Source organism: Rhizobium sp. C104 (genome assembly GCF_022354505.1).
Classification (GTDB): Bacteria; Pseudomonadota; Alphaproteobacteria; order Rhizobiales; family Rhizobiaceae; genus Rhizobium; species Rhizobium redzepovicii.
Genome location: NZ_CP092348.1, coordinates 168660 through 183594, shown reverse-complemented (window position 1 = coordinate 183594; position 14935 = coordinate 168660). Strand labels below are relative to the sequence as shown.

Genomic DNA, 14935 nt, shown 5'->3' with positions numbered 1-14935 from the left:
AAAACCTTCATAAACCATCTGTTTAAATTTTAGCGGCTGAGCGGCCGCTCATATGCCACATCCGCGTCTCCGTTGCTCCGCCCAAGGCTTATGGCGACGACCGCACTGAGGAAGGCGGAATAAAACACGGCAAAACCCGGTATTTGCAGCGAGAAATCGACGGCCGCATGAAGCGCGACCAGTACCGTTGCCGCCAGGCCAAGCAGCACAAAATGCCTGAGACGCCGCCTTTGGGCGAACCCCTGCCGAAACACCTTGGCAAGGACCGCGAAGGCAAGGATTGCCGTGACCGGGAACAAAACCCCGAGGCCCAGGAATCCTTCGAGATAGAAATTATGCGCTCGGTCGAAGATCCCGAAAATTCCGCAGGCCGAGTCGCGGTAGGCAGGAAATACGGTCCGGAAGGTTCCGAGGCCGGTCCCGGTCAACCAATGATCCAAAATAGCACGCCATATGCCCGGCAGAATGCAGAACCGATCATCATCCTCGAGCCGACGCTCTTGCGCGCGCAAAATCGCCTGCCCTGCAAACACCGACAGCAGCACGACGATGAAAACGATCGCCGAGAGGAGTTTCAGCATCGAACGCCATTGCGGCGCCGGTTTCAGATAACGCCGCGAGCCGTTCCAATTCATGGCCAGCCATGGAAAATAAATGAGGGCGGCAATAAAGGTCGCGAATATGCCGGCGCGCGAGCGGCTCAGCATCAGTGCGGTGAAGCATGCGCAAAAGAGCAGCATGTAGATCCACGATTTTAACAGAAGCGTGTTTCGGCCCGGCTCACCGGGCGGGTGGTTTGAACAGGAACGGGCGATGTCTCTGACCAGGGTCAGCATCAGCAGCGTTCCAAGCCCGAGGAAAGTCGCCGCGGTATTGCGGTTGACGAACACCGCGGTCAGGCTGTCGAGGTAGGCCTGTTTCTCCACGACGATCAGGATGTTTGGGAACAGTGTAAACTGGATCAGGCCGAACACAGCGATGATGCCCGCTGAAAGCCCGAGGACGGTCAGCACTTTCCTTGCGCGCCGATCAGTATCGCATAAGAGAAGCCCCGTCAGGAAGGTGACGAAAGGCAGCGCCACCGAGAGGATCGAAGCCAGCGTGTCGGCCGGCGCGACCGAGATTGCCGCGTACTCGACACCTGCCAGGTCACGAGCAGGCCCCCAGGCCGGATTTGCCAGCCAGTTGGAAGGCAGTTCGATGGTCTGGATGAACGTCCAGCCTGTCACCGCGACGAGCACCAACAAAGCGCTGCTGAAGACCCATCTGCTCTGTCTCGGCTCTCCGAACAGCAGTGCAGAAATGGCGCCAAGGGCAAACATGCCGATCGCGGCAAAGGCGAAGGGAAAGGGCGTAACGCTCCCGAACGGAATGAGCGTCAGTATAACGAGGCCGATAAAGGCGAGCAGAAGAGCTTCTCGCAAGACCTGCCGATTGATGAGGTTGGATAACATTCGATTTCCTCACCAGCGGGCAGCAATAACGGAATTGCAACCAACGCGCTTAATATGCACGTACTAACATAAGTTGCATATCAATGGCTTGCGTGTTAAAGTGCAACAGAATTTCACATCGTTTAAAATTGTCGCGAAAGACTTAAGCCAATCGAGACAAGGCCCGGCTATGCTCCGTCAAGCAGCAGGAACGGGACAGACGTTCTGCGGTCAATACTTGGCAGATCACTAAATCGCCATGCCATTGACTGGGACAAAAGGCAAGCCTGATCTCAATCGGTTGCCCTGAACGGGGATTTAACAGATGAAGAAAACATTCGTTACACTTCTGGCACTGGCCTTTACAGCAGGAAATGCCTGCTCGGCATTTGCCGCCGGTCCCGCAGGTTTTGCCCGCGGCCTTAATGGTAATTCTGCGGTCAATTATATCTCTGAAAAGGGCAAGATCATTCCGCCCTTCGCCCAGGTATTGTTCTGCGCCCAGAACCCGGCCGAATGCCGTGACAACAACGGTGTCTCGGTCATCGCGCTCACCGATGAGCAGATGCTGCAGCTGAAAACCGTGAACGGCGCCGTCAATCGTACGATGATCGGCAGGAACGATTCCCGCAGCGAATTGAACGGCGACGTCTGGAAGGTGAACGTCCGCAGCGGCGACTGCGAAGATTTCGCCCTCACCAAGCGCAGCCGGCTGATTGCGATGGGCTGGTCGTCGCGCGCTTTGCGGATTGCGACCGCCTATACGCCCTCCGGCGAAGGGCATGCCGTCCTGGTGGTCAGGACTGATAAGGGCGACCTCGTACTCGACAACAGGCAAAGCAGCATCAAGAATTGGCGGGACACCGATCTGCGCTGGGACAAGATTCAATCGGGAACAGACCCCTATGTCTGGTACCGGCTGTAATAGCGGACGCAGCAAAATAAACCGAACGTACCTCCTCGAAATCGAAGTCGAGCCGCTCTGATGGACGGCTCGACTTGTCATATCGCCCACATAAACCTATGCTTTTTGCTATCGGCAGGGCCACCGACACAAAGCTGCGGCGCCCAAGTTCGATTTCCGATGTGGGTATCAAGCGATCTTCGATATTGTCTTTTCGCCCAGATTAAGTATGACGGACGCCATGCTGCGACGCAGCATGATGTCCTACTCTAATGATTTGAGGGAATTATGCGCATCACGATGATTGGATCAGGCTATGTCGGCCTCGTTTCAGGCGTTTGCTTTGCGGATTTCGGCCACGACGTCATCTGCGTAGACAAGGATCTGAGTAAGATCGAAGCCCTTCGCGAAGGCCGCATTCCGATCTACGAGCCGGGTCTGGAACAATTGGTCGCCGAAAATACCAGCACCGGCCGGCTGTCGTTTTCGACGGATGTCGGGGAAAGCGTCCGTAGCGCCGATGTCGTCTTCATCGCGGTCGGCACGCCATCCCGGCGCGGCGATGGCCACGCGGATCTTTCCTATGTCTACGCCGCTGCGCGCGAGATTGCCACTTATGTGGAAGGCTTCACCGTTATCGTCACCAAGTCGACGGTGCCGGTCGGCACCGGCGACGAAGTCGAGCGCATCATGCGCGAAACCAATCCTGCGGCGGATGTCGCCGTCGTTTCCAATCCGGAATTCCTGCGCGAAGGTGCGGCGATCGAAGATTTCAAGCGTCCTGACCGTATCGTCGTCGGGCTGAATGACGACCGGGCGCGCGAAACCATGACCGAGGTCTATCGTCCGCTTTACCTCAACCAGGCGCCGCTGGTCTTCACTACCCGCCGCACCTCGGAACTGATCAAATATGCGGCCAATGCCTTCCTCGCGATGAAGATCACCTTCATCAACGAGATCGCCGATCTCTGCGAGCGGGTCGACGCAAACGTCCAGGACGTCTCGCGCGGCATCGGTCTCGACGGCCGTATCGGCGCCAAGTTCCTGCATGCCGGCCCGGGTTACGGCGGCTCGTGCTTCCCCAAGGATACGCTTGCCCTTGCCAAGACGGCGCAGGATTATGACGCGCCGATCCGTCTCATCGAGACGACGATCTCGATCAACGACAATCGCAAGCGGGCGATGGGACGCAAAGTCATTTCTGCCGTCGGCGGAGATATTCGCGGCAAGAAGATCGCGATCCTCGGCCTGACCTTCAAGCCGAACACCGACGACATGCGCGACAGCCCGGCGATTGCCGTCATCCAGACCCTGCAGGACGCCGGCGCCAAGGTGGTCGGCTACGATCCCGAGGGCATGGAGAACGCCCGCAAGGTTATCGAGAACATCGAATATGCGAGCGGTCCCTATGAAGCGGCCGCTGACGCGGATGCGCTTGTTATCGTCACCGAATGGAACCAGTTCCGCGCGCTCGATTTCAATCGTCTGAAGCAGTCGATGCGCGCCCCGGTCCTGGTCGACCTGCGCAATATCTACCGCAGCGACGAGGTCCGCAAATACGGCTTTACCTATACCGGCATCGGCACCAATCTCTATCAGGAATCAAACGCCTGACAGGGTCTGGTGAACCGCTAATCGTCGTGACGCCGCGGAGCAAATGCCGCGGCGTTTTGGTTTTTGGCGCGCTGCACCAAAAGGCCTGAATGCGCTTTAGTTGAGGAGCCCGACCCGCGTTCCTTTTATCGTCAGCACGGTCAGCCGGCCCGTCGCCGAGACCGCGGTGTCGATGCCGATCCGTTGCGGACCGAATGTCGGGGTTCGCGCCGGGGTATGCCCATGGATTACCAGGACGGGAAGCTGCGGCCCGTTATCCAGGAAGGGTTGGCGAATCCACATCAGGTCGCTGTCCTTCTGTTTCTTAAGGTCGATGCCCGGTTTGACACCAGCATGGACAAAGACCACCCTACCCATCCGCAGCATGATTGGCAGGGATTCCAGGAATTGGATATGCCGCTCGGGGATCATGTTGCGAATGACCCGGGCAATCATTTCGCTTCCGGCCGCCGACTGCAGCAAGTGCTCGATATCGATACCGTATGAGTGCAGTGTCTCGGTCCCTGCAAAACCGAGCCATTCAAGAATGTGCGCCGGTTTGCGATAGAGCTTTACCAGTTCCGCGTCGTGATTGCCGCAAAGCGCGAAACGCTGAAACCCCGGCGGCGGGCTCTTACTCAGGAACTCCAGCACCGCACTCGAATCAGGACCGCGGTCGACATAATCGCCGAGCATGACGATAAGTTTCGGCCCCGGAATGCGCGCTGCGTCCTCCTCGATGCGGCGATGCGCCTCGACGAGCTCCTTATAACATCCGTGAATATCGCTCATCGCATAGACCGCAGCGAACTCGCCCTCGGCAAACGTCAGCCGAGCGCGTCCTTTGCGGTTGCCGGCCAGTATCCGTATCTGTTGTCGCCACGGCCCGAGATAGTTAAACATGTAACCCATATATGAGGTCCGACAGCCCTCGAGGGTGTCGGAAAAGCTCCAGTTCCTGCCCATCCTTGCATGGGTATCAGGCTCAGTGTTCAAAAATATTGGCCCGATCACGGCCTCAGCGAAATTGTAAACCCCGCGTGAAGAGGCTATCGGGCCGTCGCTCGTGAACCGACAGCACTTTTCCCGCGTCGTCGATCGCTGCCGGAACGGTCTCCTCCCACCGAACACTGAGCCTCGCGTCGAATCACCCAATCCTCACTTGATCCCTTCCGGCTTTCATGCGGAGCGGCTTTCGCAGGCACATCGTGCTGCCCCTGACGCAACGTCCCCGCGACAGCGAAATTATGATTGCGAGAAACGCAATTTGTATTCGGCCGTTTTAGAAGGACATCACGGTCAATATCGCGCTGTATTTTGGTAGATGAGGGTTAATTGAGCGTTAAGCCGTATTATTCGTTCCAGCAGCGGCTGTGTCGGCCGCTAGTTCTCCAAACCACAGAACTTCCGGCGATCGGATTTCCACAGGCGACACCTCCGAAAAAGCTGCATAAATCAACTATAGCGAGAGCCTGTAGAAAAAAATGAACGCTTAAGCTTATCACGCTTGACGCTACTGCACCGGCGCATGATGATGGCGCATTGCGAGCGTGAATGACATTCTTTACCGGGATTCTCAGATCCAAAACTGCGGGGTGCAAAGTGGAAACTGCGGTTGATTCGAAACTTATCGAGGCGATCAGCTACGACGAAGACAGCCGGCATCTACGGGTCTATCTGACAAACGGTCAGAGGCGGGAATATGAAGGCGTCCCCAAGGGCGTTGTCGTCGGCTTGACGATGGCGGAATCCCCGGGAAATTTTTATATGACGGCAATCAGGGGCAAATATCCTCCCCGCCCCTAATGTGATCTTCATTTCAGCTAAAATGCGAGACCGGCATCACCGGCCCCGCAAATCAGCGTCACCGACCGCGGCACATTCCATCAGTAGCCGCTGAAGAAATCGCGAACTGCATTGATCTCGAGCGGCGCAATCTCATGGCCGCCGGGATGCCAGACCGTTCTGACATCAGCGCCGCGATCCTTCAGATGCTCCGACAGCGCCTCGGTCATCGGGGCGGGAGCAATCGGATCGCGCTGCCCGGCCGTGACCAGCACCTTTCTCCCCGCAAGAGTTGCCTGAGCTTCGGGCTGAAATGGAATGAGCGGGTGCATCAGAACTGCGGCGTCGAATATGCCTTTTTCGATCAGCACATTGGCGAGAATGTTTGCGCCATTCGAAAAACCCAGACCGAGAATTTGGGAAGCCTGGTGCTTCTCAGCCAATGCCTTGACATAGGCGGCCATCTTCTCCGTCGCCCGTGAGAGGTCGGCCATGTCGTAGACCCCCTCCCCGGTGCGCCGGAAGAACCGCGCCGCACCATGTTCGGAAACGTCGCCGCGTGGCGAGAGAACCGTCGCTTCGGGCAGCAGGCGCCGGCCGAAATCGAAGAACTGGTTCTCGTCGCCACCGGTGCCATGCAGCACCAGCAGGATGGGTCTATAAGGTGCACCGGCATGCAGCCGGTGCACATATCCAGTTTCGGTCATAGCGCCTCTCCTTACGCTTCGAGCGGCTGCAGGTGCTGCTCGAGCAACGCGCGAAGATGGGCGTGCTGCTGGGGCAGCTTCAGGGCTTCGCCGAGATGGGCCGTATCCTCGTCGCGGTTGAACCCCGGCTCATTGGTCGCGACCTCGAACAGCACGCCGCCCGGCGTGCGGAAATAGATCGCCCAGAAATAATCGCGGTCGATCACCGGGGTCACCTGATAGCCGGTGTCCATCAGCGCCTTACGCACTTCGAGCTGCTTCTCGCGGTTTTCGACGGCGAAGGCGACGTGGTGAACGGAGCCAGCACCGGGAAGCGCGCGGGCAATGTTCGGCATAGTCTCGAGATCGATGAGATGCGCGCCGTTGCCGTCAGGCTTGATCAGCCGCTTGACCCCATCCCGTTCCTCGGCGACCTCGTAGCCCATGAACCTCAGGAGTTCGGCGGTGGCGCCTTCATCCCTGAGCCGCATCGCCACGGAATGGAAGCCGCGGATGGCGTGGTCTTCGCTGATGCCGCCATGGGTCCAGGCCATACGCGCATCGTCCTTGACCTCGACCAGCGCAAAGCCGTCACCGTCAGGACCCGAAAAGTTCAGGCGCTTCTCGCCGAAACTTTCCTCGGCCTTCAGCCCGCCAATATTCAACGCGCTGAAACGATCGCTCCAGAAGCCGAGCGAGCCTTGCGGAACGGAGAACACCGTCGTGCCGACCTCCCCGGTGCCGGGACGGCCCTGCGCCATCTGCGGGAACGGGAAATAGGTCATGACAGTGCCGGGCGCACCGGTCTCGTCGCCATAATAGAGGTGATAGACATCAGGCGCGTCGAAATTGACAGTCTTCTTGACGCGGCGCAGTCCAAGCGCATTGGTGAAGAACTGATTGTTGGTTCGGGCGTCCTCCGCCATCGACGTGACGTGGTGCAGACCCTTGATTTGATCGAGCATGTGAGACCCCTTTTCTTGTCTGCAATTTGCAGGCTTTCGATGGGGCTAAGATGCGCGCTGAAACTCCGGGGAACAGACCCCCAGACCAAAACGCATTGTCTTCTTTTAGTGAACGAACACCGGCTTGCGTTCACACCTCGACATCTTCGGGATCGGCCGGCAACTGCCAATCGATCGGGGACCGCCCGCGCGACTGCAGGAAATCATTCGCCTTCGAAAAATGCCCGCAGCCGAAAAATCCGTTATGGGCCGAAAGCGGCGAAGGATGCGGCGCCCTGAGCACGAGATGCCGCGTCGTATCGACAAAAGCCGCCTTGCGCTGGGCATAGGAGCCCCAGAGCATGAAAACGACGGCTTCGCACTCGTCGTTGACTTTGCGGATGACGGCGTCGGTGAAGCGCTCCCACCCCTTGCCCTGATGGGCGGCCGCCTGCCCTTCCTCGACAGTCAGCACGCTGTTCAGCAGCAGCACGCCCTGCCTTGCCCAATGTTCGAGAAAACCGTGACGCGCCGGCGCTATGCCAAGATCCGTCTGCATCTCCTTATAGATATTGATGAGCGAGGGCGGGATGCGCACGCCCGGCCGCACGCTGAAACACAGCCCATGGGCCTGCCCCAGCCCGTGATAGGGATCCTGCCCGAGAATGACGACCTTGACGCTGAAGATCGGCGTCAGGTCGAGGGCGCGGAAATATTCACTGCCCCGGGGAAAATGCGCTTACCGCCCTGCTTCTGCGCGACAAGAAAGGATTTGAGCTGCTGCATATAGGGGCTTGAGAACTCCCCAGCCAAGGCGGCTTTCCAGCTCTCTTCGAGACTGACTGATGTATCGCTCATCCAGCAAACCCTTCGCATATGCCGAAACAACGGACACACGGTTCTAACAAAATCGATCTACGCTGCAATGCCTGTCGGCTCGGCAATGGGTCCAGGCAGATAGAATTGGCGAAAGAAGGTTGCGATGGCTGTCCGAGGCACGGCCGTCCGTGTTTAACTATATGACGGCTTTGGTATTTACGCCGGCTGGCAGCCTGAGTAGAACCTTATGATAAACCGGAGACATGTCTTCAAATGAAATTCGGCACGAGCGGCCTTCGCGGACTTTCAGTGGATCTCAAGGGACGCGCCTCTGCGCTTTATGCGACGGCGTTCGGCAGATATCTGCTGCAGACCGGCAGGGCGCAACTCGGCGACGCCATTCTGATCGGCCGCGATTTTCGCGATTCGAGCCCCGATATTTCGGGAAATTGTGCCGGCGCACTCACCGCACTCGGCTTCCGGGTATTGGACTGCGGCAATGTCCCGACACCCGCCCTTGCCCTCTATGGCCTCGAGAGCAACGCTGCATGCCTGATGGTGACGGGCTCGCATATTCCGGCAGACCGCAACGGCATCAAGTTCTATCGCCCGGACGGCGAGATCGACAAATCGGACGAGGCTCATATCACCGCATCGGCGGCCGAGATCGAGCGAACAGGTGAGACCGTTGCAGAGGCCCCGGCTGAAACCGAAGATCATGAGGCGATCTGCCGTCAGCTGTTTTTCCAACGCAACGCCGACCTGCTGCCGCAAGGCGCACTGTCCGGCTTGAAGATCGGCGTCTACCAACACAGCACCGTCGCCCGTGATATGCTGGTTGACGTTCTCGCCCATTATGGCGCCGAGATCATTGCTCTTGGACGTTCGGAGAGTTTCATTCCCGTCGACACCGAAGCCGTTTCCGACGAGACGATCACGCTAATGAAACGCTGGGCGTCCGAGCACAAATTCGATGCGATCGTCTCGACCGATGGCGACGGCGACCGTCCGCTGGTGGCAGACGAAACCGGCATGCCGCTGCGCGGCGATCTTCTCGGCCTTGTCGCAGCCAATTTTCTCGGCGCCGGCACGGTCGTGACGCCCGTGACCTCCAATTCCGGCATCGAGGCCGCTGGCTCTTTCGCTGTCAAGCGCACCCGCGTCGGTTCGCCTTTCGTCATCGCAGGCATGGAAGAGGCCGTAGCCGCCAGCAAAGATCATGTCATGGGCTTCGAAGCCAATGGCGGGCTGCTGACCGCAACCCCTTTCGATATCAACGGCAGATCCGTGCGCGCCTTGCCGACGCGCGACTGTTTTCTCCCGATGCTTGCAATCCTGTCGCTCGCCGCCCTTCGCAGGCAGCCGCTTTCGGCCGTTGCCGCCTCCTACCATCTGCCCTTTGCCGCCGCCGATCGCCTAGAGAATTTTCCGTTGGAGACGAGTGCTGCGCTGATGGAGCATCTGCGCGCCTCCGGTGAAAACCTTGCCGCTTTCCTGCAGCCGATCGGCGAGGTGGCGGCGAAATCCGACATAGACGGACTTCGCGTGACGCTGAAAGACGGTAGAATCATACATTTTCGCCCCTCCGGCAATGCGCCCGAAATGCGCTGCTACGTCGAAGCCGGCAGCGAAACCGCAGCCCTGGATCTGCTGAAGGCTGGGCTCACCCGAATAATGCACTGGGCAAACGCCCGCTGAACATGCCACGAACAAGCTTTTTTCAAGGAACCCGCCTATGACGCAGAAAATCGTTCCCGTGATCATGGCCGGCGGCAAAGGCACGCGGCTCTGGCCGCTTTCCCGTGCCACCGCCCCGAAACAGTTCATCCAGTTCGTCGGCAATAAGACGTTGTTTCAGGAGACGCTCGAACGCGTTTCCAACCCGGAGCTCTATGAAGCCCCGATCATCGTCACCAATGAGGAATTTCGCTTCCTGGTCGCCGAGCAGGCCCGTACGCTGGGCATTCCGCTCGCCGCGGTGCTGCTTGAGCCGGTCGCCCGCAACACCGCCGCCGCGGTGGCCGCCGCCGCTACCCTTGCCGCCGAGCTTTTCGGCAAGAACACCATCATCCAGATGCTCGCCTCGGATCACGAGATCCTCGCCGACAAGAGCTATTTCGATTGCATCCGCATCGCCCGGAATGCTGCAGCCGACGGCAAGCTCGTTACCTTCGGCATCAGCCCCACCGAGCCGGCAACCGGCTACGGCTATATCGAAATCGGCGATGCGCTTGAAAATGGCGCCCACAAGGTCAGCCGTTTTGTGGAAAAACCGGCATTGGAAAGGGCCGAGCAGATGCTTGCCGACGGCGGCTTCTATTGGAACTCCGGCATCTTCATGTTCCCGGTGGAGGAACTCATCGCCGAGCTGCAGGAATATGCGCCCGATGTGCTGAAAGCAGCGAGCAAAGCCGTTTCCAAGGCAAGCCGCGACCTCGACTTTACCCGTCTCGACGCCGACCATTTCGCCAAGAGCCCCGATATCTCAATCGACTACGCGATTATGGAAAAGACCTCCAAGGCCGCTGTCGTCCCCTCGCCGTTCAAATGGTCGGACATGGGAAGCTGGGATGCCGTTTGGAAATCTGGCGTGCGTGATGACAACGGCAATGTCGCTGCCGCAAACACCACCGTCGTCAACACGCGCAACTCGTTGGTCATGACCCACGGCGTGCATCTTGCAGTACAGGGCATGGAGGATGTGGCCGTCATCGCCAGCGAGGACGCCGTCTATGTCGGACCGCTCAAAGACAGCCAGAATGTCGGGCAATTGGTCAAGATGCTGGCCTCCTCTTCCGCCACGGCGAAATTCACCGAAACCCATCCGACATCCTATCGTCCCTGGGGCGGCTATACCTCGATCTTCAACGGCGATCGCTTCCAGGTGAAGCGTATCTTCGTGACGCCGGGCAAGAAGCTCTCGCTGCAAAAACACCACCATCGCTCCGAACACTGGGTCGTCGTCAAGGGAACCGCCGAGGTGACGGTCGGAGAAACCGTGCGGATGCTGCGCGAAAACGAGAGCGTCTATATTCCGCTCGGCGAAGTCCATCGTCTGGCCAACCCCGGCAAGATCCTCCTCGAACTGATCGAGGTGCAGACGGGCTCCTATCTCGGCGAGGACGACATCATCCGCATCGTCGATGAATTCGGAAGAACGTGACGTCGCCGCCGGACTGGCGGCCCCAAACAATGCCGCCTTTTCCGGCGCGACCGCCATCGCTGTTGAATTCTCTATCGGACTTCTCGTAGAATGGACGCACCGAGAGACATGACCGGAGATATCCCCTGATGCGCATCCTGCCCGCCCTCGCCGGATTTCTTTTAATCATGGCCCCGGCAATGGCGTTTGCCGAAGCCGGAAAGATGCGAACCGCAAGCGAAGCTGAAATCCGCGAGCACCTGCCGGGCACGTCGGAGCTGAAAGAAAGCAGCAACGGTTACGAATATCGCCAGGGCAACAGCAATGGCTACAAGATAACCAATGGCCAAGTGTGCGTCCGGTTTGCCAATAAGTCGACCGACTGCGTCAGTGTGAAGACCGACGGCGAGAAATTTCAGATGATCGACAAGAAAGGCGGCAGGACGAAGTTTTGACTTTGACCGGCAGCTTATTTTGCCGGTGAAGTTTCACCGTCCCTGTCGAGAACGAATTCTGCGATCAGACCGGAATGGTTCGAGCCAAGATTGTCATCGAGATGTTTCAGCGATGTCAGATGAAGCGGCGCGCGCGCAAATATGTGATCGATGGCGATCCCCAATGAGCCGGCAGCAATCGGCCATGTCGCCGGTTCGGGCACGATTGTCTTCAGTCCCTGTTTGCGCAGGAAAGCCTGGATGCTCGGGGCAATCGACGAAGAGTTGAAATCGCCTGACAGCACCACAGGGCCGTCGATCGAGCCGAGCGTTTTCGCGAGATCTTCCAATTCAGCCATCTGGAAATCGTCGAAATATGGTTTGCTCAGATGCGCCGATACCAGATTGACGGTTTCGCCGCCGAAGTCGACGCTCGATATAACCAGCCTGTTTTTCCGCAGACTGCCCATGCTAACGACCTGCTGGTTGAGGAATGGGCGTTTGGACAGCACCAGCGTATCGCACGTATCCTTCCCGGTGTCGCAACCGATATGATAGGGATAGGCCTTGAACAATTGCTGCAGATGGAAGGCCAGCGGCTTTGCTTCAAGCAAATTGACGACATCGGCATTCGACGCGATCACCATGTCGGTAATGGCAGTCGAGTTTTTCCAGTTGTCGATCGCGATGTTGAACGACATCAGACGAAAAAGCGGCGGCCTGTCCGTGCCTCTACCGCCCTCCGAAAACTCGCCCAGCATGATGACGCCGTGAGCGATGAGAAGAAGCGAGACGAACAGAAGGACGAAGCCGTAAATCTGTCGCCTGACAGCCAGAATCACAAGGCTGGCGGCAACAAAGAGGACACCGAGGTGAAGCTGAAAGCTGTAGAGAAAGGACAGCAGCCAGAAGTTCGTGACATAGCGCAAGGATACGATCGCGATTGCAACGGTCAGAAACGCGCAGAGAATCCAATAAATTATCTCTCTCATCGATCCTGACCTGCTTGCAGACGACCCGCCGGCCATAACATGCAGGCCGGGATGTTGCAACGCAGCATAACGGCCGATGGCCGCGGCCGGGCTTTGGACGATACCGGCGGCCCTGCGTCATCCTGCAGGGCAGCGGGCAAAATGCCGTCAACCGCAGCAAAGGCCGCTGCCGCCTTCTCTTTCAAAGATCTATCGACTCGGCGTCTTCTTATCTTGTAAGTGGGGTCACGCGATACGGAATCGGCTTTTGCCGTCGGCAGCGAGCCGAGAGAAGGTGGGAATGCGCTACTTCATTACCGGGACGGCCGGCTTCATCGGTTTTCATCTGGCCAGGCGCCTGCTGCAGGAAGGCCACGAGGTCACCGGCTTCGACGGCCTCACTCCCTATTACAACGTCAAGCTCAAGGAGATGCGCCATGCAGCACTCTCCCAGTTCCCGGCCTTCAAACCGGTCATCGCTATGCTCGAAGATCGCGAAGCGCTTGAGGCAGCGGTTGTCGCGGCCAAGCCGGACATCCTGATCCACCTCGCCGCCCAGGCCGGCGTGCGATACAGCCTGGAAAATCCCGAGGCCTATCTTCGATCGAACGTCGAAGGCTCGTGGAACATCATGGAAATCGCCCGGCGCGTCGAAATCCGTCACCTGATGCTGGCCTCGACGTCATCGATCTACGGCGCCAATGCGACCGTTCCCTTTCACGAGACCGATCGCGCCGACGAGCCGCTGACCATCTATGCGGCGACGAAGAAATCGATGGAACTGATGGCGCACAGTTATGCCCATCTGCATAAAATCCCGACGACGGCCTTTCGCTTCTTCACCGTTTACGGGCCGTGGGGCCGTCCCGACATGGCGTTGTTCAAATTCACCAAGAACATGCTTGAGGGACAGCCGATCGAGATCTACGGCGAAGGCAATATGAGCCGTGACTTCACCTATATCGACGATCTCGTTGAGGGGATCGTCAGGCTGTCGGCAATCGCCCCTGGTGAGGATAACCGTCTGGACAACGTGGCTGTCGAAACGCTTTCGCGCCAGGCGCCCTTTCGGGTCGTCAATATTGGCGGCGGCCAGCCGGTCAGCCTGATGGATTTCGTCGAAACGGTGGAGAAGGCACTCGGCCGTCCGGCCATCCGCAAGATGCTGGCGATGCAGAAAGGCGACGTGCCGCGCACCTTCGCGGCCCCCGATCTGCTAGTTGCGCTGACGGGTTACAAGCCGGATACGACTTTGGATGTCGGCGTCAAGGCCTTCGTCGACTGGTATCTCGACGTCCGCGGCCAACTCGACGCCTAATTGGGTTACCTCAACGCCGACCCGAATTGTTCCCATAACCGGGAATATCAGGGGAGAAACGTCACCGCCGCAACCGCGTCGACCGCCTTCGAAAACACATAGTCGACGACAACGGTCAGCTTCTGCGAGCAGGTCTTGAGCTGATAACCCTCGCCTCCGATTTCAGCAGGGCTGCGCAGGACGAAAGGAACGCCCGGGCGCACGAAACCGGCGCGTGTCGTCAACGGAATTTCCGGCGAATGGCCAATGGCGGAGGTGTACATCAGGTCGCGGCCGAGGCTGGCGGGGCCGATGGCGAGCGCCGGCCCGGCAGCAGTGATGCTCAGAGTCAAAGCGATGGTGGCAACAATTTTGTGCATGTCGAAGTCCCCGTTTGCGGATCGGCGGGCTTCGCTTTGCCCGTCTCCAAACGATCGACGCGTCTGTCCACGCTTCGGTCGCTTTCATGAGACCACTCTACACATCAGTATTTGCAGGGCTTTTAAGCGGATCAGTCAAATTTTATGAAATTCGGCTTTCTGTCCCGATAGGGCACACGTGAAACGCCCCGAGGTCGCCAAGGCAAGATCGGCGGAATAACGAGGGACGCTGACCGCAATCTAGAGAACGCGATCCAGCTTCTTGTTGATATGCAGATTGGGCATCAATCCCGCACTTTGCGCGGCATGATAGGATTCGCGCGCCGCATCGAACGAGATCGACCACATGATGGCGCTCAGGAGCAGCGCAATAATATAAATTTGAATACGCATCTCATCGGCGATACGGAAAGAGCAAGGCAGTTTTGTGTCAAAAAATGACCGCGAAAATAGAAAAAATCGGCGGGCTTTTTCCCCGCGCGTTTGGCATCAGACATATTAGTATCGCGCGAATTTTGGCTACTGTTAGCAGCCAACCCCGAGGCTC

General features: G+C 58.3%; 14 protein-coding genes and 1 pseudogene. 7 read left to right on the top strand and 8 right to left on the bottom strand.

Going from position 1 to position 14935, the window contains the following annotated elements:
- Positions 1-29: 29 nt before the first annotated feature.
- Entirely contained in the window at positions 30-1454 is a 1425-nt protein-coding gene (locus tag MF410_RS01975; RefSeq protein WP_097626374.1) for an O-antigen ligase family protein, read from the bottom strand.
- 304 nt (positions 1455-1758) lie between these two features.
- Between MF410_RS01975 and MF410_RS01970 the strand changes: the two genes are divergently transcribed.
- A complete protein-coding gene (locus tag MF410_RS01970) occupies positions 1759-2358 on the top strand; it encodes a transglutaminase-like cysteine peptidase (protein WP_097626372.1) in 600 nt (199 codons plus the stop codon).
- 267 nt (positions 2359-2625) lie between these two features.
- Positions 2626-3951: a UDP-glucose/GDP-mannose dehydrogenase family protein gene (locus MF410_RS01965; protein ID WP_003590689.1), complete on the top strand. Its 1326-nt coding sequence runs from the start codon at positions 2626-2628 to the stop codon at positions 3949-3951.
- A 96-nt stretch (positions 3952-4047) separates the two neighbouring features.
- Here MF410_RS01965 and MF410_RS01960 read toward each other — a convergent pair whose 3' ends face one another.
- Positions 4048-4842, bottom strand: a complete 795-nt coding sequence (locus MF410_RS01960) for a metallophosphoesterase (RefSeq protein ID WP_097626370.1) — start codon at positions 4840-4842, stop codon at positions 4048-4050.
- Between the two features lie 642 nt (positions 4843-5484).
- Between MF410_RS01960 and MF410_RS01955 the strand changes: the two genes are divergently transcribed.
- Entirely contained in the window at positions 5485-5736 is a 252-nt protein-coding gene (locus MF410_RS01955) for a KTSC domain-containing protein (protein ID WP_003590684.1), read from the top strand.
- Positions 5737-5816: 80 nt separating this feature from the next.
- On the opposite strand, the gene MF410_RS01950 is transcribed toward MF410_RS01955, so the two are convergent.
- From MF410_RS01950 to ung, 3 genes and pseudogenes are all read right to left on the bottom strand, one after another.
- Entirely contained in the window at positions 5817-6422 is a 606-nt protein-coding gene (locus tag MF410_RS01950) for an alpha/beta hydrolase (RefSeq protein WP_097626368.1), read from the bottom strand.
- 11 nt (positions 6423-6433) lie between these two features.
- Positions 6434-7366, bottom strand: a complete 933-nt coding sequence (locus tag MF410_RS01945) for a VOC family protein (protein WP_097626366.1) — start codon at positions 7364-7366, stop codon at positions 6434-6436.
- Positions 7367-7496: 130 nt separating this feature from the next.
- Positions 7497-8203: pseudogene (gene ung, locus MF410_RS01940) on the bottom strand (uracil-DNA glycosylase).
- A 234-nt stretch (positions 8204-8437) separates the two neighbouring features.
- Here ung and MF410_RS01935 point away from each other — a divergent pair.
- The 3 genes from MF410_RS01935 to MF410_RS01925 all read left to right on the top strand — a co-directional run bounded on the left by MF410_RS01935 (position 8438) and on the right by MF410_RS01925 (position 11761).
- Entirely contained in the window at positions 8438-9862 is a 1425-nt protein-coding gene (locus tag MF410_RS01935; protein WP_097626362.1) for a phosphomannomutase, read from the top strand.
- Positions 9863-9899: 37 nt separating this feature from the next.
- Positions 9900-11327, top strand: a complete 1428-nt coding sequence (locus MF410_RS01930) for a mannose-1-phosphate guanylyltransferase/mannose-6-phosphate isomerase (RefSeq protein WP_097626360.1) — start codon at positions 9900-9902, stop codon at positions 11325-11327.
- Between the two features lie 128 nt (positions 11328-11455).
- On the top strand, positions 11456-11761 hold the full coding sequence (locus MF410_RS01925; protein ID WP_003590675.1) for a hypothetical protein: 306 nt from the start codon (positions 11456-11458) through the stop codon (positions 11759-11761).
- Between the two features lie 14 nt (positions 11762-11775).
- Here the strand turns inward: MF410_RS01925 and MF410_RS01920 are convergent, their stop codons facing one another.
- Positions 11776-12732 carry an endonuclease/exonuclease/phosphatase family protein gene (locus tag MF410_RS01920; RefSeq protein ID WP_097626358.1) on the bottom strand — a complete coding sequence of 319 codons (957 nt, stop codon included), beginning with the start codon at positions 12730-12732 and terminating at the stop codon, positions 11776-11778.
- A gap of 280 nt (positions 12733-13012) precedes the next feature.
- Between MF410_RS01920 and MF410_RS01915 the strand changes: the two genes are divergently transcribed.
- The gene (locus MF410_RS01915; protein ID WP_097626356.1) at positions 13013-14029 is read left to right on the top strand and encodes an NAD-dependent epimerase/dehydratase family protein; all 1017 of its coding nucleotides are present in this window, start codon (positions 13013-13015) and stop codon (positions 14027-14029) included.
- A 47-nt stretch (positions 14030-14076) separates the two neighbouring features.
- Here MF410_RS01915 and MF410_RS01910 read toward each other — a convergent pair whose 3' ends face one another.
- The gene (locus MF410_RS01910; RefSeq protein ID WP_097626354.1) at positions 14077-14388 is read right to left on the bottom strand and encodes a hypothetical protein; all 312 of its coding nucleotides are present in this window, start codon (positions 14386-14388) and stop codon (positions 14077-14079) included.
- A 240-nt stretch (positions 14389-14628) separates the two neighbouring features.
- Positions 14629-14781 carry a hypothetical protein gene (locus MF410_RS01905; protein ID WP_003581757.1) on the bottom strand — a complete coding sequence of 51 codons (153 nt, stop codon included), beginning with the start codon at positions 14779-14781 and terminating at the stop codon, positions 14629-14631.
- Positions 14782-14935 lie beyond the last annotated feature (154 nt).